Origin of the sequence: Butyricicoccus sp. OF10-2, from assembly GCF_003481925.1 — a bacterium.
Lineage (GTDB): Bacteria > Bacillota > Clostridia > Oscillospirales > Butyricicoccaceae > Agathobaculum > Agathobaculum butyriciproducens.
Genome location: NZ_QUMC01000005.1, coordinates 111,776 through 129,502, shown reverse-complemented (window position 1 = coordinate 129,502; position 17,727 = coordinate 111,776). Strand labels below are relative to the sequence as shown.

General features: G+C 57.3%; 17 protein-coding genes, 1 tRNA gene and 2 pseudogenes. 19 read left to right on the top strand and 1 reads right to left on the bottom strand.

The features are described from left to right. The first annotated feature begins 8 nt into the window (after positions 1–8). From DXB00_RS04690 to yfcE, 8 genes are all read left to right on the top strand, one after another. Positions 9–833, top strand: coding sequence for a sigma-E processing peptidase SpoIIGA (locus tag DXB00_RS04690; protein ID WP_118729089.1), 825 nt, complete (start codon positions 9–11; stop codon positions 831–833). A gap of 14 nt (positions 834–847) precedes the next feature. Further along, the gene (sigE, locus tag DXB00_RS04685) at positions 848–1,552 is read left to right on the top strand and encodes an RNA polymerase sporulation sigma factor SigE (protein WP_118729088.1); all 705 of its coding nucleotides are present in this window, start codon (positions 848–850) and stop codon (positions 1,550–1,552) included. A gap of 453 nt (positions 1,553–2,005) precedes the next feature. After that, positions 2,006–2,497 (top strand): GNAT family N-acetyltransferase, encoded by a 492-nt coding sequence (locus tag DXB00_RS04680; protein WP_118729087.1) that lies wholly within the window; start codon positions 2,006–2,008, stop codon positions 2,495–2,497. Between the two features lie 18 nt (positions 2,498–2,515). Continuing rightward, entirely contained in the window at positions 2,516–3,802 is a 1,287-nt protein-coding gene (locus DXB00_RS04675) for an amidohydrolase (RefSeq protein WP_118729086.1), read from the top strand. A gap of 12 nt (positions 3,803–3,814) precedes the next feature. After that, entirely contained in the window at positions 3,815–4,633 is an 819-nt protein-coding gene (locus tag DXB00_RS04670; protein ID WP_118729085.1) for a purine-nucleoside phosphorylase, read from the top strand. Positions 4,634–4,720: 87 nt separating this feature from the next. After that, positions 4,721–4,797 (top strand) — tRNA-Pro (locus DXB00_RS04665). Positions 4,798–4,892: 95 nt separating this feature from the next. Continuing rightward, entirely contained in the window at positions 4,893–6,002 is a 1,110-nt protein-coding gene (mnmA, locus tag DXB00_RS04660; protein WP_243107159.1) for a tRNA 2-thiouridine(34) synthase MnmA, read from the top strand. Between the two features lie 8 nt (positions 6,003–6,010). Continuing rightward, positions 6,011–6,556, top strand: a complete 546-nt coding sequence (gene yfcE / locus DXB00_RS04655) for a phosphodiesterase (RefSeq protein ID WP_118729084.1) — start codon at positions 6,011–6,013, stop codon at positions 6,554–6,556. A 101-nt stretch (positions 6,557–6,657) separates the two neighbouring features. On the opposite strand, the pseudogene DXB00_RS04650 reads toward yfcE, so the two are convergent. After that, a pseudogene (locus DXB00_RS04650) lies at positions 6,658–7,724 on the bottom strand (branched-chain amino acid aminotransferase). Between the two features lie 146 nt (positions 7,725–7,870). Here DXB00_RS04650 and DXB00_RS04645 point away from each other — a divergent pair. The 11 genes and pseudogenes from DXB00_RS04645 to DXB00_RS04595 all read left to right on the top strand — a co-directional run bounded on the left by DXB00_RS04645 (position 7,871) and on the right by DXB00_RS04595 (position 17,700). Continuing rightward, the gene (locus DXB00_RS04645; protein WP_118729082.1) at positions 7,871–9,067 is read left to right on the top strand and encodes a polysaccharide deacetylase family protein; all 1,197 of its coding nucleotides are present in this window, start codon (positions 7,871–7,873) and stop codon (positions 9,065–9,067) included. 12 nt (positions 9,068–9,079) lie between these two features. After that, positions 9,080–9,496: a hypothetical protein gene (locus DXB00_RS04640; RefSeq protein ID WP_118729081.1), complete on the top strand. Its 417-nt coding sequence runs from the start codon at positions 9,080–9,082 to the stop codon at positions 9,494–9,496. Beyond that, a pseudogene (locus tag DXB00_RS04635) lies at positions 9,484–10,160 on the top strand (DNA/RNA non-specific endonuclease); the annotation flags it as partial. The gene DXB00_RS04640 and the pseudogene DXB00_RS04635, both read left to right, overlap by 13 nt. A gap of 437 nt (positions 10,161–10,597) precedes the next feature. After that, the gene (locus DXB00_RS04630) at positions 10,598–11,542 is read left to right on the top strand and encodes a sugar ABC transporter substrate-binding protein (protein WP_243022617.1); all 945 of its coding nucleotides are present in this window, start codon (positions 10,598–10,600) and stop codon (positions 11,540–11,542) included. Between the two features lie 10 nt (positions 11,543–11,552). After that, entirely contained in the window at positions 11,553–12,845 is a 1,293-nt protein-coding gene (locus DXB00_RS17040; RefSeq protein WP_243022616.1) for a sensor histidine kinase, read from the top strand. Continuing rightward, the gene (locus DXB00_RS04620) at positions 12,838–13,515 is read left to right on the top strand and encodes a response regulator transcription factor (RefSeq protein ID WP_118729078.1); all 678 of its coding nucleotides are present in this window, start codon (positions 12,838–12,840) and stop codon (positions 13,513–13,515) included. The genes DXB00_RS17040 and DXB00_RS04620 overlap by 8 nt, the downstream gene beginning before the upstream one ends. After that, positions 13,512–14,816, top strand: a complete 1,305-nt coding sequence (locus DXB00_RS04615; protein ID WP_118729077.1) for an extracellular solute-binding protein — start codon at positions 13,512–13,514, stop codon at positions 14,814–14,816. Before DXB00_RS04620 ends, DXB00_RS04615 begins: the two co-directional genes overlap by 4 nt. Positions 14,817–15,022: 206 nt before the next feature. Further along, positions 15,023–15,448 (top strand): PTS sugar transporter subunit IIA, encoded by a 426-nt coding sequence (locus DXB00_RS04610; RefSeq protein WP_118729076.1) that lies wholly within the window; start codon positions 15,023–15,025, stop codon positions 15,446–15,448. Positions 15,449–15,486: 38 nt separating this feature from the next. Then, positions 15,487–15,981, top strand: coding sequence for a PTS system mannose/fructose/N-acetylgalactosamine-transporter subunit IIB (locus DXB00_RS04605; protein ID WP_117489526.1), 495 nt, complete (start codon positions 15,487–15,489; stop codon positions 15,979–15,981). A gap of 40 nt (positions 15,982–16,021) precedes the next feature. Next, entirely contained in the window at positions 16,022–16,876 is an 855-nt protein-coding gene (locus tag DXB00_RS04600; RefSeq protein ID WP_117489527.1) for a PTS mannose/fructose/sorbose/N-acetylgalactosamine transporter subunit IIC, read from the top strand. Between the two features lie 2 nt (positions 16,877–16,878). Then, positions 16,879–17,700: a PTS system mannose/fructose/sorbose family transporter subunit IID gene (locus tag DXB00_RS04595; protein ID WP_117489529.1), complete on the top strand. Its 822-nt coding sequence runs from the start codon at positions 16,879–16,881 to the stop codon at positions 17,698–17,700. The last annotated feature ends 27 nt before the right edge of the window (positions 17,701–17,727 follow it).

Below are 17,727 nucleotides of genomic sequence, written 5' to 3'. Positions count from 1 at the left end.
GGTGAGGTATGGTCGTCTATCTGGATGTGCTGTTTGCCGTCAACGCGCTGATGGATGGCGCAACGCTGCTTGCGGCGGCTCGCTTAGGCGGCGTGCAGGTGCGGAAAATGCGGCTGATTTTCTCAGCAGTACTCGGCGGCGGCTATGCCGTGCTGGGTGCGGTCTGGCCGGTGCTGACACTCGCGCCGCTGCGCCTTCTTGCAGGACTGGGCCTGTGCATGGTCGCTTTCGGCAGAGAGCGGCACCTTGCGCGGCTGTGTGCACTGTACGGCGTGGTCGCGGCCTCGTTCGCCGGACTGGCGGCGGCACTGAGTGCCGCAAGCGGCAGGAGGCTGCTGCTCTCGTGCGGGTACTACTTTGCGGTGCCGATACAGGTGCTCGTGCTGGCGGCAGCTGTCGGCTACGCGGCAAGCGGGATACTCCTGTGCGGAGATGCGAAGCACGGCGCGCTGCACCGCGAAACGGAAACGCTGACCATCCGGTTCGGCAATCGGCAGACCGTCGTGCGTGTGCTGCACGACACGGGCAACGACCTAATCGAACCGGTTTCCGGAAAGCCGGTCGTGGTGATCGAGCGCAAGGCCGCCGAGTGCCTGCTGGACACGCAACTGCCGTTCGGCAGTGTGTCCGCGCAGCTGACGGCTCTGCCGGAAAATCTGGCTGCACGCTGCGGTCTGCTGCCGTTTCACGCGGTCGGCACGGATGGCGGTCTGCTGCTGTATTTCCGGCCGGACAGCGTGCTGAGGGCAGACGGCACAGCACTTGACTGTGTGTGTGCAGTCAGTGCGGTCTCCATCGGTCAGGGCGCGTACGAGGGACTTATCGGGGTGTGAAAGGGAGAGCAAAAATGAAAATTCTGCAGTGGTTAAAGACGATTTTACGGCGGTTTCGAGCGCAAGGTGTACATTATATCGGCGGCAGCGATGTTCTGCCGCCGCCGTTGTCTCCGGAGGAGGAGGCCGCCGCCGTGGAGGCGAACAGCGGGGGCGATGTTGCGGCGCGCAACCGTCTTATCGAGCACAATCTGCGGCTGGTGGTGTTCCTGGCGCGCAAGTTTGAGTCGAGCGGTGTGGGAACAGAAGATTTAATTTCTATTGGAACAATCGGACTCATCAAGGCGGTGAGCACCTATCGGAGCGACAAAAACGTCAAGCTGGCGACGTATGCGTCGCGGTGTATCGAGAACGAGATCCTCATGCACCTGCGCAAGATCGCCGGACGGCGGAGCGAGGTTTCCATCGACGAGCCGCTGTCCTCGGACTGGGACGGCAACGAGCTGCTGCTGAGTGATATTCTCGGCACCGAGCCGGACAGCGTCATGCGGCCGCTCGAGGATGATGTGGACAAAATGCTGCTGCATCGGGCACTGGGCCATCTGCCGCCGAGAGAGCGGCAGATCATCTCGCTGCGGTTTGGCATCGGCACGCCGAAGGCGCTGACGCAGAAGGAGGTTGCGGATTTGCTGGGTATCTCGCAAAGCTACATTTCAAGGCTGGAAAAGCGGATTATCGCGCGAATGCGAAAAGATATTTTGAAGTATTCGGCGTTTTAAGAAAGAGTGAGGAGAACGCAATGGGTTATCATTCTGTGGGCGGCCAATGGCCGCCCCTGCGTTTTAGCAAGGAGCAGATGGTTTAGATACGGTGCGCCGAGGTCGCACCCCAGGGCACCTTCTCTTGCCCTGACGGGCAATTCACCTTGTGTCGCGCCTGCGGAAAGAACCCGTATGTGTAGCAGTAAGGTATCTGTGAACTGCGAATAGGTTGCGAAAGACACGCAAGAGTAACCCGACTGCCGTTCTCCTTTTCGGAGCGGTCGCCGGTCTCTGGTCTGCGTCAGGCTAACGAGCAAAGGAAGCGGGATTCAAAAGGGTGGAAACCTTGGTGTCCATCCTTTTGCCCACCGCCGTGGGTACGGCGCGTTCCTCCGGTTTGCAGCCGATGCAACAGTTTTCTTTTCTCCTGCACTATGCTATAATAAGAGAAAACCCAAGGGATGAGATACCATGCAGATCGAAATTCGGCAGTACGAGCAGCGTGATGCTGCACAGGCAGCAGAAATTTGGAACGAGGTCGTTGAGGACGGTAAAGCCTTTCCGCAGATGGAAAAGCTGGACGAGGTGACCGGTCATGCCTTTTTCACTGAGCAGACCTATACCGGCGTAGCGTACGACGCGGCAACCGGCGAGCTGGTCGGTCTGTATATTCTGCACCCGAACAATGTGGGCCGCTGCGGTCATATCTGCAACGCCAGCTACGCCGTCAAAAAGACCGTGCGCGGACAGCATATCGGTGAAAAACTGGTAAAGCACTGCATTGCACAGGGGAAAACGTGCGGATTCCGCGTGCTGCAGTTCAACGCAGTCGTCAAGAGCAACAAGGGCGCACTTGCGCTGTACAAAAAGCTGGGATTCACACAGCTTGGTGTGATTCCGGGCGGATTTTTGAACAAGGACGGCGAATACGAGGATATTATCCCGCATTACCATGTTCTGTAAAGAGAAAAGGAGAATACCATGCTTTTTTGCAACATTGATCTGTTGGATGAGAATTTTGCGCTCAAACGCGGGCAGTACGTCGGCGTGAAGGACGGCAAGATCGCCTATATCGGTGACACCGAGCCGCAGGAGGACTACGGCGAACGCTACGATGGCAGACACCGTCTGCTGATGAGCGGCTTCTACAATGTCCACAGCCACGCGCCGATGACGCTGCTGCGCGGCTACGCGGAAAATCTGCCGCTGCAGCGCTGGCTGGGTGAGAAGGTATTTCCGTTTGAGGACAAGATCGACGACGAGGCGGCGTACTACGGCACGCAGCTTTCCATCGCGGAAATGCTGGCGAGCGGTACGGTTTCATTCTCGGATATGTATTTCTTCTTTGACGGCATGATGCCCGCGATACGCGAGAGCGGCATCAAGTGCAACCTCAGCCGCGGTCTGACCGTATTTGACGACAGCGACTACGAGAGCCTTGCCGCCTACAAGGACAATCTGCGCCTGCTGAACGAGTGGAACGGCGAGCTGGACGGCCGTCTGATCGGTGATCTGTGTATCCACGGCGAGTATACCTCGACACCCAAGGTGGTCGAGGCGGTAGCCGCTCACGCGAAGGACGCGGGTGCGCGTATCCACATCCACCTGTCCGAGACGCAGACCGAGCACGAGGAGTGCAAGCAGCGTCATGGCCTGACGCCGGCAGCGTACATGGAGGCGCACGGCATTTTCGATTCCCCGACCACGGCGGCGCACTGTGTCTGGCTGGAGGACAAGGATTTCGATATTCTCAAGAAGCACAATGTTTCAGTCGCCTGCTGTCCGGCGAGTAATCTCAAGCTGGCATCCGGCTACGCGAACATTCCGAAAATGCTGGAGAAGGGCATCAATATCGCGCTCGGCACGGACGGCGCAGCCTCCAACAACAACTTGAATATTCTGCAGGATATTTACCTGTTCGGTGTGGTTTACAAGGGTTTCTATCACGATTCTACGCTGCTGACGCCTGCACAGGTGCTGCACACGGCAACGCGCGCCGGTGCGCTTTCGCAGGGACGCACGGACTGCGGCAAGCTGGCGGTTGGATATAAGGCTGACCTGTGCGTCATCGACACCGATACGCCGCAGTTTACGCCGATGACCGATGCTGCCTGCAACGTGGTCTATGCGGCTCAGGGTGCGGACGTTCGCCTGACCATGGTGGACGGCGAGGTGCTGTACCGCGATGGTGAATTCAAGACCATCGACATTGAAAAGGTAAAGGCGGAAACGCAGAAGCGCACGGACGCTATCCTGCACCGGCTGTAAGGAGGGAGACCTATGCTGACAAAAGCAAATGTAGCGGAATCTGCAGCATATCTTAAAGAAAAGCTGCCGTTTGTGCCCGAAATCGCACTGGTGCTCGGCTCGGGCATCGGCCCGCTGGCTGATGAGGTGGAGAACCCGACGTATGTGCCGTACGGCGAGATTCCGCACTTCAAGGTATCCACCGCGCCTGACCACGCAGGACGCATGGTATGCGGCACGCTGGCCGGACGCCGTGTTATCTGCATGCAGGGCCGTCTGCACGGCTACGAGGGCTACGCGCCGGACGAGGTGGCGTATCCGGTTTATGTGATGAAGGCGCTGGGCGTGAAGGCGCTTGTCGTGACGAATGCGTCCGGCGGCATCAATACCGGCTATCATGCGGGTGATTTTATGCTGATCACTGACCACATCAACATGACAGGCAAAAGTCCGCTGACCGGCAAAAATGATCCCGAACTCGGTACTCGTTTTCCGGATATGACGTTCGCCTACAGCCATGAGCTCGGTGAAAAAGCCCTGCAGGCCGCTGCGGACTGCGGTCTTAAGCTGCATCAGGGTGTATACTGCGGCGTAAACGGCCCGCAGTTTGAGACACCGGCGGAGATCCGCATGTTCCGCACGCTCGGTGCGGATGCGGTCGGCATGTCCACCGTGTTCGAGGTCATTGCAGCCGCGCACTGCGGTCTGCCGCTCGTCGGTATTGCCATGATCACCAATATGGCGGCGGGCGTGCTTATGCAGCCGCTCTCGGGCGCTGAGGTCAACGAGACTGCCGAGCGCCGCGGCGCAGAGCTGCGCCGTCTGGTGGCAAAGCTGCTCGAGAAAATTTAAGGAAAATTTCAAAAAAAGTGTTGACAGAAAGCGATTTCTGCGATATACTAATAAAGCTGTCACGGAAAAGCGTTGGCAGCTTGATTTCGAGGTGTGGCTCAGCTTGGTAGAGCGCTTCGTTCGGGACGAAGAGGCCGCAGGTTCAAATCCTGTCACCTCGACCACAAAAACTCTGAAAACCACATGGTTTTCGGAGTTTTTTGCTATCTGATGAAAATTATACTTACCACTTAATATATCGAAAGAGAGGACGGCATTGATGCAGAACGCAGAACAGAAGACCGCACTCATAGCGATGAGCGGCGGCGTAGACAGCTCGATCGCGGCTTACCTGATGCGGCAGGCGGACTTCCGCTGCATGGGCACGACCATGCGGCTGTACCGCAACGAGGATCTCGGTGCATGTAATTTCCGCACCTGCTGTTCGGAAAAGGATATCGAGGACGCAAGTGAGGTTGCATTTCAGCTGGATATTCCGTATGAGGTACTGGATTTTACACTGGATTTTCAGGAGAAGATCATCGGCAAGTTTGTCCGCACCTATGAGGCAGGCGGCACGCCCAATCCCTGCATTGACTGCAACCGCTTTATGAAGTTCGACAAGCTGCTGGATTTTGCCGAGCAGCACGGCCTGTATTACGTTGTCACCGGTCACTACGCCCGCATTGAGCAGGACGAACAGACCGGACGCTGGCTGCTCAAAAAGGGCGTGGACGCGGGCAAGGACCAGAGCTATGTGCTGTACACAATGACGCAGCGGCAGCTGGCGCACACCAAATTTCCTCTGGGCGACCGCAATAAGCCGGAGATCCGCGAGCTGGCGGAGCAGCTCAGCTTCTGCAACGCACGCAAGCACGACAGCCAGGATATTTGCTTTGTGCCGGACGGCGATTACGTCAAGTTCATGGAGCAGTACACGGGCAAGCACTATCCGGCAGGCGATTTCCTCGATTTGGACGGCAAGCCGGTGGGAAAGCACAAGGGTGCTGTCCGCTATACCGTCGGTCAGAGACGCGGCCTCGGTCTTGCGATGGGTGAGCCGGTGTACGTCTGCGGCAAGGATATGGAGAAGAACACGGTTTCGGTCGGACCGGAGGCGGCGCTGTTCTCGGACACTGTGATCGTAGATGACATGAACTGGATTTCGATTCCGGAACTGACCGAGCCAATCCACATCAAGGCGAAGATTCGCTACCGCCATCCGGAGCAGCCGGTGACGGTTTCGCCAATGGGGGACGGCCGCGTCAAGCTGGTGTTTGATGAGCCGCAGAGAGCCGCAGCAATTGGTCAGGCGGCGGTGCTGTACGACGGCGATGTAGTTGTAGGCGGCGGCACCATCGTGGATGTGCCAAAGCAGGCGGGCAGGTGAGGCGCGGCATGAAATTTCTCATTGCATCCGATATTCACGGCTCGGCATACTACTGTGAACAGCTGCTGCAGGCATTCGAGCGCGAGCAGGCTGCGCGTCTGCTGCTACTCGGCGATATTCTTTACCACGGTCCGAGAAACGATCTGCCGCGCGATTACGCGCCAAAGAAGGTGATTGCCATGCTGAACGGCATGGCGGATACAATCCTATGTGTGCGCGGCAACTGCGACACCGAGGTGGACCAGATGGTGCTCGCGTTCCCAATCCTCGCGGACTATGCCGTCCTGTCGGCAGGGGAGCGGCTGGTGTATGTCACGCACGGACATCAATTCAACACGAAAACACCGCCTCCGCTGTGTCAGGGCGATGTGCTGCTGCACGGACATACGCATATTCCGGCATGGGAGCCGTTTGGCAGGGAAAACCTGTATCTGAACCCGGGTTCAGTGTCCATCCCGAAAAATGATACCGCACATGGCTATATGACACTCGAAAACGGCGTTTTTACGTGGAAAACGCTGAGCGGCGAACCATATCACACGCTTGCATTGTAAAAAAAGAGGCTGACAGTTCACAGCTGTCAGCCTCTTTTTTTATTGAATGTCGGTTTGCTTGCAAACCGCGTCCGCTAAAAGGCTTTGCCTTTTAATCGAAATTAGTCTACCTTCACGGTCCAGCCCAGCTCATCCGGCAGCTTGCCCCACTGGATGCCGGTCAGGGTGTTGTACAGCTTGTGGGTAACTTCGCCGATCTCACCGTTGTTGATGTGAGCAACATCGCCCTCGTAACGCAGCTCGCCAACCGGAGAGATAACTGCAGCGGTACCGGTGCCAAATACCTCTTCCAGCTTGCCGTCGTGGGAAGCCTTCATAACGTCAGCGATCGGCAGGCGCTCCTCGGATACCGGAATGCCCCAGTGCTTGAGCAGCTCGATGCAGCTCATACGGGTAACGCCCGGCAGAACGGTGCCAACAGTCGGAGCGGTGTAAACGGTGCCGTCGATCTTGAAGAAGCAGTTCATGGAGCCGACTTCCTCAACGTACTTGTGCTCAACGCCGTCCAGCCACAGGGTCTGCTCGTAGCCCAGCTCGTGTGCCTTTACCTGAGAGATCAGGGATGCAGCGTAGTTGCCGCCGCACTTGGTGAAGCCGGTGCCGCCCGGGCAGGCACGGGTGTACTCATCCTCGACGAAGATCTTAACCGGATTGATGCCGGTGGAGTAGTATGCGCCGACCGGAGAGCATACGATGATGAACTTGTGAGTGCGGGAGGTACGAACGCCCAGATGCGGCTCGGTAGCGATTACAAACGGACGGATGTACAGGCTGGTGCCCTCAGCGTGCGGAACCCAGTCCTGATCGAAGGAAACAATGGCCTTGACAGCCTGAACAAAATCCTCTACCGGCAGGCTCGGCAGGCACATACGATGGTTGGTGTTGATCATGCGCTGTGCATTCTTGTCCGGGCGGAACAGCTGAATGGAGCCGTCCGGGGTGCGGTAAGCCTTCAGACCCTCAAAGGACTCCATTGCGTAATGGAAAACCATCGCTGCCGGATCAAGCTCAAGCGGCTGATACGGTACGATGCGGGCATCGTGCCAGCCTGTTCCTCATCGTGGTCAATGATCAGCATGTGATCGGTATAATGAACACCAAAGCCGAGGCTGCTTTCGTCCGGCTTTGCCTTAGGGGTAGTGGTGCGCTGTGTTGTGATCTGCAGCATGGTTGATTCACTCTTTCTTTATAAGAATTTGTACTCTTTTATTATAGCACTCGATTCTCACAACGCAAGGTGTTTTTCGGCAGAAAGGGTGACAAACCCGCTGTGCTTTGGTATAATATGTTCGTACGAATTGCTGAAAGGAGTGAGTGCGTATCAAAAAAATCATCAGCTGTGTGCTGTGTGCCGCGCTGCTGCTGACGTTTCTGCCTGCACCGGCGCATGCGGTGACGCTGACAGCGGTAAACGACTCCATCCTGCCGCTCGACGAGAGCACCATGCCCGCGCGTCTCGGCGGCGAAACCTATGTGCCGTACAGTGTGTTTACCACGCTCGGTGTGTCTGCCTCGGAGAATGACGGCGTGCTCGATCTTTCCGCAAACGACGAAACGCTCAGCTTTTCGACTGCGGAAGGCTATGTGTACGATCAGAATCTGAACAGTTATTCCACACCCGCGTATGAGATGAACGGAACGGTTTATGTACCGGTCAAGCTGTGTTGTGCGAAGTTTGGCTTTACCTATTCTTCACTGACCCTGCAGGGGGAAAATGTGCTGCGTGTCGCGGACGGCTCGGCACAGAGCGATTCGGCGTTTATTGCGGCGCATACCAAGGTGATTGAGAACACGATCGACAACTACAAGGGCAGCACTTCCGGGTCGGACCGCAGCAATAACACGAATACCAATCCCGCACCGGCAAAGCCGGTGGACAACGATACCATCGAAATACCGAAGGTAGAGGAAAAGCCGGCGAAGAAGCCGGTCCGCGTGTATCTTGCCTATTACGGCGCGCCGAACGAAAACACGGCGGCTGTTCTGGACAATCTGCATGACGCAGGCAGGCAGGCGGCGTTCTTCCTGCCGACGGATACCTCCGAATGGGATGATGATCTGGTTCGCCGAATCGCAGCGGAAGGACATACGGTAGCCTTTCTGCTGCAGGCGGACAGCAAAACCACAGGAGCAGACATGCTGGCCGACCTTGCCGCTGCGAACGAGCGCCTGACACTGCTGACCGGTGTTGCAGCCCGCATAGCCGCCAACCAGAGCGGCAGCGACGCACTCACCGAAGCACAGCGCAGCGTGCTCATCGGCGCAGGCTACCGCCTGTGGGATGCCGGTCTGGACAGCGGCGATGCCGAGAAAAATGCGGCGGAAGCGTATACGCAGACCGTACAGTATTTCGCCTCCACGTCCGGCGTGGTAGTCGTGCGGCTGCATCACAGCAAGGCAACCCCGAGACTGACCGAAGCACTGTGCTCGTATATCGGACGGCAGGGTATTTCGGCGGGACGCATTACATACAGCGTTACGCCGGTCAACAGTGCATCCGATACCCGATGAAGGGAGGACTCTATGAAGCTGATCTTATGTGTGGATGATAAAGGCGGCCTGGCCTTTAACCATCGCCGCCAGAGCCGCGATCGTGTGCTGAATGAGCACATTCTTATGCACTGCGGTATGCACAGGCTGTGGATAAGTCCGTACACCGCAAAGCTGTTCGGAGCGGATACGGCAGTACGGCTTTGCATCGCTGAGGATTGCCTCGAGCGGGCGGCAGAGGACGATTACTGCTTCGCTGAGGTGCACGATCCTGCACCCTACTTAAACAGGGTGCAGCAGGTGATAGTATATCACTGGAATCGTGTCTATCCCGCCGACCGGTATTTCACCCTGCCGGAAACCGGATGGACGAAGCAAAGCGAGACCGAATTTGCCGGTTCCTCGCATGAGAAAATAACAGAGGAAGTATTTGTTAAATGCGAAAATTGACCCGCGCGTTTGCGCCGATTGTATTCGTGCTCAGCCTGCTGCTTTCCGGCTGTGCACTGCCCATGCCGTCGAGCAGTATGGTTTCGATGGACGATCTGCCCGCCTACTCGGATTCTGCTTATGTCGAGATCGACGGCAACCAGCCATTCTTCACCGACGCAGACAAACAGGAGACCGGATCGTTTGAGGAATATTCGGATTTGGATTATCTCGGACGGTGCGGCACGCATACGCCAATGTCGGACAGGATCTGATGCCCGCAGATGGAGAAAAACGCGGTTCGATCGGTCAGGTCAAGCCAACCGGATGGCATACCGTCAAGTATGACTGTGTGGACGGCAAATACCTGTATAACCGCTGTCACCTGATCGGCTGGCAGCTTACCGCCGAGAATGCCAACAAGCAGAATCTGATCACCGGCACGCGATACCTCAATATTGAGGGGATGCTGCCGTTTGAGAATATGGTCGCTGACTATGTGAAGGAAACCGGCAACCATGTGCTCTATCGGGTCACGCCGGTGTTTGAGGGCAGCAATCTTGTTGCCTCGGGCGTGCAGATGGAGGCGTGGTCGGTCGAGGACGACGGCGAAGGCATTTGCTTCAACGTGTACTGCTATAACGTCCAGCCGGGCGTGGAAATTGATTATGCCACCGGCGAAAGTCAGGCAGCGTAAAGAAAAACAGCAAGTTCAGTCGGACTTGCTGTTTTTTCTTTCATTGAGAATGGAGAATTGAAAATTGAGAATTTCGGTAACGCGCAAAGCGCGTTTATTCAATAACCGGCCTTCGGGCGGTTTCCTTCATTCTCCATCCGCAATTTGTTAAATTTGCTTGCGGATATGCTCCAGTGCGCCCTTCTCCAATCGGGATACCTGCGCCTGTGAGATGTGTATCTCGTCAAACGAAAGGATGTGATTTTCAGGATGATTTCTGCGCTTATCGTACGGTAAAAGTGCGGATTTGTCAAGATGGACAGGGACAATCAAGTGATTGACCAATAGAGAAGAAAAGCCGCAAGAAACCCATCACATCCGTCTTTTTCACCGGAAAAATTTATGCTATAATGGTATCAACTACTAAGGGGAAAGGCGGGATACCGTTGCGCACAAGACCAATCCTTGCGGCAGCGGCGCTGCTGCTGGCGGCCGGACTTGCCGCCGTGACGTATCAGGCCGTATCGCAGACGGACGAGCCGCTCCGCATTGGCACGACGTACATGACGATGAACAACCCGTTTTACAGCGTCATTGACGAGGAACTGCGGTTGGTGATCGAAAGCCGCGGCGATATTCTGCTGACGCGTGATCCGGCGCTCGATCAGGAGCGGCAGAACGAGGAGATACGCGATCTGCTGCACGAAAATATCGACCTGCTGGTGCTCAATCCGGTGGACTACCGCGAGATCGAGCCAGCACTGCGGGAGGCACAGAAGGCGGGCGTACCGGTCGTGGTTATCGACTCGCAGGTCGGCAACCCGGATTTGGTAGCGTGCACGATTGCGTCCGACAACTACGGTGCGGGTGTGCTCTGCGCGGAGCACCTGATGAACACGCGTGATTCCGCGAAGGTCGTGCTGCTTGAGCACGCATCTACCAAGTCCGGCCGAGACCGTATCCAGGGCTTTTGCGATACGCTGGCATCCGACGCCAACTATCAAATCATCGGTCGCGCGGACAGCGCCGGTCAGCTTGAAGTCGCCATGCCGGAGATGGACAAGCTGCTTGAACAGGGCATTGTGCCGGACGCCGTGATGTCACTTAACGACCCGAGCGCACTCGGCGCGATGGCGGCTCTGCAGGAGCATGGCATGCTGCAGGATACGGCGGTTTACGGCGTGGATGGTGCTCCCGAAGCGAAAAGCATGATCAGCGAGGGTGCTATGACGGCGACAGCGGCCCAGTCCCCCATTCGGCTGGGGCAGATTACCGCGCAGACGGTCTACGCCATCTTAAACGGTGAGGACTACGAAAAGGAAATCACGGTTCCGGTAGCACTGGTGACCAGGGACAACGTAAACAGCTACGACATGGACGGCTGGCAGTAGGGGGGACGGTATGGCACAGAGTTTGCAGTTTTTTCGCCGGATTATGCTGCTGCTGAATATCACCGTGTGCGTATTCCTCGCATGGGTGTTCGGCATGACGCCGGTGCTGGCGGCGCGGCAGTCGGACGGTGTGGCGTTCACGCAGAATTTAAGCGCGCTGCCGGCCAAGCCGTGGACGCTGACCGTAGCGATTCTCAGCATGGCGGCGCTCATTGTGGTTGGTGTACTGCGCAGACGCAGCTATCATTTCGTCGGCTGGACCGAGCCGTTATTCGCGCTGTGCGTGATTTTTGCGCTGCATCTGGACTACAACGGCCTGCTGCTGTATGTGGTTGTGGATTTGATCGACGGCCTGCACGGCAGAACGCGCCGCCGGTTTCTCGGCGTCATGACGGCGCTGTTCCTGCTGACCGGTTTGGGTGCCTTGCAGGGAGCGCTGCACACGGTTCCGTTTTCGGAATATCTGCTGTATTTTGATATGCACACGCGGCAGCTTTTGCAGAGCACGGTGGATTTGCTGGGCGCACTGCACCTTATCCTGTTCGTGGTGTACATGGTGGTGCTCATCGGGCAGAGGACCGAGGAAAATTCGGCAATACGCCGTCTCAACGGCGAACTGGAACAGGCGAACGATCGGCTTTCGGTTATGAACGAGCAGCTCAAGGCCTACGCCGCCGAGAGCGAACGCATGGCGGAAACGCGCGAGCGCAACCGCCTTGCGCGGGAGATTCACGACACGCTCGGCCACGCACTGACCGGCATTACCGCCGGTGCAGACGCATGTCTGCAAATGCTTGAAATCTCGCCGGAGATGGCGAAAAAGCAGATGGAACGCATCGCGTCCACCGCGCGCGAGGGCATGAACGAGGTTCGGCGTTCGGTGCGGGCACTGCGGCCGGATGCGCTCGAGCGCATGCAATTAACAGACGCGATAGCGAAGCTGTGCAGCGAAATGCAGACGACCTCGCAGGCGGAGATCACGCTCGATTTGCAGGCCGAGGATCTGCGGCTGTCGCCGGACGAGGAGGACGCGGTGTACCGCATCGTGCAGGAGAGCATCACGAATGCTATCCGGCACGGACACGCAACCGCGGTGCGTGTCCGCATTGTAGCGGAGGAGCGCCGGCTCGGCATTACGGTAACGGACAACGGCTGCGGCTGCACGAAAATTGAGCCGGGATTTGGTCTGCGGCACATGCGCGAGCGGCTTAAGCTGTTAAATGGCACATTAAAGGTAAAGAGCGAAAAAGGATTTGAACTGCACGCGGAAATTCCGCTGCGATGGGGTGATGTATATGATTAAAGTGCTGCTGGCAGACGATCAGGAGCTGATTCGGGAAAGTCTGGGCTTTGTTCTGGGAGCGCAGGGCGATATTACGGTAGTCGGCATGGCGAAGAACGGCCGCGAGGCTATCGAACTGGTGCGGAGCGAAAAGCCGGATGTCGTGCTGATGGACATCCGCATGCCCGAGGTGGACGGCGTGGAGTGCACGCGCCTTATCAAGTCGGCATACCCGAATATCAAGGTCATCGTGCTGACGACGTTCGACGATGACGAGTATGTGTTCAACGCGCTGCGGTTCGGCGCGTCTGGCTATCTGCTCAAGGGCGTATCTGTCGCGGATTTGACCAATGCGGTGCGCGAGGTCGTGCGCGGCGGCTCCATTATCGCGCCGGACGTGGCAAGCAAAGCCTTGCAGATGTTCGCGCGGATGGCCAAGGGCAACCTCACCATCGGTGTGGACGAAAAGCAGACTGAGGATTTGCAGGATAACGAATGGCGCATCATCCGTGAGGTCGGTGCCGGACTGTCTAACAAGGAAATCGCGGCCGCGCTCTGCCTGTCCGAAGGCACGGTGCGCAACTATCTGAGCAGCATTCTCAGCAAGCTGGATCTGCGCGACCGCACGCAGCTTGCCATCTGGGCGGTGCAGACCGGCGTAGCAGGCCGTCCGTTTGGAGGTCCGCAATGAAGGGGCTGACGAAGCGTCTGACAGCGATCATCGTGCTGACAGCGGTGTGCCTGACGATGGTCGCTTACAGCCGCACACGTCCAGTCGAACTGCGACTCGGCTTTATGGCGGGCAGCTACTGGGATGCGCCAAACGGCAACTGCTACGCTGTCATCGACGCGGCGATCGAGCGGTTCGAGCGGGAGCACCCGAATGTACACGTCACCTACACAAGCGGCATCCTCAAACGGGATTACTCGGAATGGCTTATCGACCAGTACCTGCTCGGCAGTGAGCCGGATGTGTTCCTCGTGCTGCCGGAGGATTTCGGTGAGCTGTGCGAACTCGGTGCACTCGCGCCGCTGGACGGCTATCTTGCGCAGGACGAGGCGGTGTCCGACACGGATTTTTATCCGGCGGCGCTGCAGAGCGGCGCGGAGAACGGCGTGCAGTACGCGCTGCCGTATGAGTGCGTACCGACGCTGATGTGTGTCAACAAGACGCTGCTCGAAAGCGAAGGCATTGCTGTGCCGTCCGGTGACTGGACGTGGGAGAATTTTTACAACATCTGCGCCAAGGTTACGCGCGACACGGACGGTGACGGCGAAACCGATCAGTTTGGCTGCTACGGCTACACCTGGCAGGATGCGCTGACCGCGAACGGTGCATCGCTGTTCACCGAGGACGGCAGCAGCTGCTTGATTTCCGAACCGAAGGCGGTGCAGGCGGTGGCGTTTGCACAACGGCTCGGCAAGCTCACGGCAGAGACCACGCCTTCTGCGCGGGACTTCGATGAGGGAAAAGTAGCGTTCCGACCGTTCCTGTTCTCGGATTACCGGACCTATCAGCCGTATCCGTGGCGCATCAAGCGGTACTCGGATTTCTTGTGGGACTGCATTCCCATGCCGCATGGTCCGGCAGGCGGCAACAGCTCGGAGCTGAGCACCGTGCTCGCAGGTATCAGCAGCCGCTCGGCGCATACAACGCTTGCGTGGCAGTTTCTGCGCGAGCTGACCGCCAATGCGGATAATCAGTCTATGCTGTTTACGGATTCGCACAGCGTGTCCGCGCTGCGGAGCGTGACCGACTCGGACGAAACCCGCCGGATTCTCCGGCAGGACACGCCCGGCGAAAGCCAGTCCGGCGTGGAAATGCTGTCGGATGTCATGGAGCAGGCGGTTGCCGCGCCGCGCTTCCGCAATTACGATCAGGCACTGCTGTTCACCGAAGGATTGGTGCAGAATGCGATGGAGGACGAGCATAATCTGTCACTCCAGCTTCAAAGAGTCCAGCATCAGGTGCAGGAATATTTACAGGAATAAGCAGCGAAAAACGCAGGCGTTCAGCGCTCTGTTTGTGTGATATGCACAGACAGGGCGCTTTTTCTTTGCGTATTTTGATAATCGGCATGACATTTGTCATAGAAAAACAGGACGATTATCACAAGCGAGTCATGACAAAATGCAGATTTCATACAGGATAAAATCCGGTATACTATGCTCAACAAACAGGAAAGAGGGAACGGAAAATGAGATACCTGATTTTAGTCAGCCACGGCACCTTTGCACCGGGTTTGCACAACGCGCTCGGCATGATGGCAGGCAGCGACCGCGAGGACATCCGCTCGACCAGCCTGCTCGACGGCATGGACGTTGACACCTTCCGCGCAAACTTCACAGAGCTGGTGGGGGACATCACCGCCGAGGACGAGATCATCCTCACCGCGGACATCATCGGCGGCTCGCCGCTGACCACCGCACTCGATGTGCTCACCGAAAAGGGTCTGCTGGGCAAAACGCTTGCCATCGGCGGCATGAACCTGCCGCTCGTGCTGACCGCCGCATTTGCGGATGCGGATACGCCGCTCGAGGAGCTGGAACAGGAGCTGACCGGCGAGGCCAAGGACCAGATCAAGCGGTTTGACCTCGGCGGCGATGAAGACGACGATATTTAATAAAAATAGTAAAGAGCAGTATTAAGGAGGAAAAAGTTATGTCAATCTCTTTCATTCGTGTTGACGACCGTATGATCCACGGTCAGACCTGCACGCGCTGGGCGCTCGAGTATCCGTGCGACGGCCTCATTGCCGTAAACGACAAGGCGGCTACCACGCCGGTGCTCAAGGCTGCGTACAAGAACGCCAGCGACAAAAAGACCTTCGTGTGGACGCTCGACGAGTGGCGCGCAAAGTGCGGCAAGGTGCTTGCCAGCAAGGATCGCTACTTCCTCATCACCAAGGACCCGATCACGATGAAGAGCATCCTCGTGGACGACGGCTTTGATCCCGGTGAGGTAAAGACGGTTATCATCGGACCGTGCAACGACCGCCCGGGCGCGACCAAGCTGGGCAACAATCAGGCGATCACCCAGCCGGAGGCGGACGCACTCGAGGCCATTATGCAGAAGGGCTACGAAGTAGAGTTCGCGCTCATCAAGGAGGCTGCCATCGGCAACTGGAAGAAGTTCCGCGGTCAGTTCGGCTACTAAATTCTATTTCACAAAATAAAAAAGAAAAGAGGGAGAACTTATGCAAGTTCAAGTTTGGCAGGCTGCATTGTTCGGATTGCTCGCATGTCTGGCATCCATGCCCGGTCTGGGCGGTACGGTGCTCGGCAACTACACGCTGGGCCGTCCGCTGGTAGCGGGTCTGATCGTCGGCCTCATCATGGGCGACGTGCAGACGGGCATTTATCTCGGCGCGGCCATTCAGGTCGTATACATCGCGCTCGTAACGCCGGGCGGCACGGTTTCCGCTGACGTTCGCGCGATCTCTTACATCGGCATTCCGCTTTCCATGGTTGCCGTGCATTCCATGGGTCTCAATCCCGCATCCGCTGAGGGACAGGCAATGGCGGTAACGCTCGGTTCGGCTGTCGGCACCATCGGCACCGTGCTGTTTTACGGAACAGCTACCGTAAACCTCGTTTGGCAGCATATGGGCTGGCGCGCACTCGAAAAGGGCGATCTGCGCAAGCTGTATGTGGTCGATATGGGTCTCCCGTGGATTTCTCACATCCTGTGCTCGTTTATTCCGACGTTTATCATCACCAAGGTCGGCACCAGCATGGTAGATCTGATGAAGGCCTACCTGCCGATGGACGGCGTTGCAATGAAAACACTGTTCACCGTCGGCTCGCTGCTTCCGGCAGTCGGTATCGCCATCCTGCTCAAGCAGGTTGCGACCAAGCCGGTTGATATTCTGGTATTCGTATTCGGCTTCACGCTGGCCGCTTGCATGGGCCTCAACCTGATTGCGGCATCTATCGTCGGCGGTTTCTTTGCGGTCATCAACTACCGCATCAAGATCCTTGCTTTGCAGAAAGCCGCTCCCGCAGCTGCAGCCTCTGCAGCAGAGTTTGACGACGATGAGGAGGAGATTTGATCATGGCAGAAAAGAAACTTTCCAAGAAAGCGCTGAACAAATCGTTCCGCAACTGGTTTTACGGCCATCTGACCTGCTTCTCGCAGGAGCATATGCAGACGTTCGGCTACCTGTGCGCCATGCTGCCGCTGGTAGAGGAGCTGTACGACACCAAGGAGGAGCAGACCGAAGCCCTCAAGACTTATTCCGCATTCTTCAACACCGAGCCGCAGCTGGGCACCGTCATCGTCGGCATGACCGCCGGTCTGGAAGAAGCCAAGGCCAACGGCGAGGACATCGACGGTGAGATGATCAACGGCATTCGCGCCGGTCTGATGGGACCGGTGGCCGGTATCGGTGACAGCCTGCTGGTTGGCACGCTGATTCCGATTCTGCTGGGCGTTGCGCTCGGCTTATCCTCTGGCGGCTCGCCGCTCGGCGCGATCTTTTACATCATCGCGTACAATGTCATTCTGACGCTCGGCATGCGCCTGCTGTATTTCAAGGGCTATGAGCTCGGCGGCAAGGCGGTTGAAATGATCGTCGGTGAAAAGGCGAACGCCATCCGCGAGAGCATCATCATGCTCGGCACGGTCGTTATCGGCGCGGTTGCCGCAAGCTGGATTTCGATCACAACGCCGCTTGTCCTGCCCGGTGACATTTCTCTCCAAAAGGATGTGCTGGATACCATATTCCCCAAGATGCTGCCGCTGGCTACCGTTATGCTCTGTTACTGGCTGATGAGTAAGAAGAAAATGGCACCGACGACCGTTATGCTCGTGCTGGTCGGCATTGCGCTGGTCGGCGTGCTGGTTGGATTCTTTGATCCGCAGCTTGCATACTAAAATCGTTTCACTCAGACTATATCACAC

Coding starts and splice junctions, on each gene's coding strand:
- DXB00_RS04605 (WP_117489526.1), top strand. CDS start 15,487: ATGTCAATCTCTTTCATTCGTGTTGACGACCGTATGATCCACGGTCAG.
- DXB00_RS04595 (WP_117489529.1), top strand. CDS start 16,879: ATGGCAGAAAAGAAACTTTCCAAGAAAGCGCTGAACAAATCGTTCCGC.
- DXB00_RS04680 (WP_118729087.1), top strand. CDS start 2,006: ATGCAGATCGAAATTCGGCAGTACGAGCAGCGTGATGCTGCACAGGCA.
- DXB00_RS17040 (WP_243022616.1), top strand. CDS start 11,553: ATGGCACAGAGTTTGCAGTTTTTTCGCCGGATTATGCTGCTGCTGAAT.
- yfcE (WP_118729084.1), top strand. CDS start 6,011: ATGAAATTTCTCATTGCATCCGATATTCACGGCTCGGCATACTACTGT.
- DXB00_RS04600 (WP_117489527.1), top strand. CDS start 16,022: ATGCAAGTTCAAGTTTGGCAGGCTGCATTGTTCGGATTGCTCGCATGT.
- DXB00_RS04690 (WP_118729089.1), top strand. CDS start 9: ATGGTCGTCTATCTGGATGTGCTGTTTGCCGTCAACGCGCTGATGGAT.
- DXB00_RS04615 (WP_118729077.1), top strand. CDS start 13,512: ATGAAGGGGCTGACGAAGCGTCTGACAGCGATCATCGTGCTGACAGCG.
- DXB00_RS04620 (WP_118729078.1), top strand. CDS start 12,838: ATGATTAAAGTGCTGCTGGCAGACGATCAGGAGCTGATTCGGGAAAGT.
- DXB00_RS04640 (WP_118729081.1), top strand. CDS start 9,080: ATGAAGCTGATCTTATGTGTGGATGATAAAGGCGGCCTGGCCTTTAAC.
- DXB00_RS04610 (WP_118729076.1), top strand. CDS start 15,023: ATGAGATACCTGATTTTAGTCAGCCACGGCACCTTTGCACCGGGTTTG.
- mnmA (WP_243107159.1), top strand. CDS start 4,893: ATGCAGAACGCAGAACAGAAGACCGCACTCATAGCGATGAGCGGCGGC.
- sigE (WP_118729088.1), top strand. CDS start 848: ATGAAAATTCTGCAGTGGTTAAAGACGATTTTACGGCGGTTTCGAGCG.
- DXB00_RS04670 (WP_118729085.1), top strand. CDS start 3,815: ATGCTGACAAAAGCAAATGTAGCGGAATCTGCAGCATATCTTAAAGAA.
- DXB00_RS04675 (WP_118729086.1), top strand. CDS start 2,516: ATGCTTTTTTGCAACATTGATCTGTTGGATGAGAATTTTGCGCTCAAA.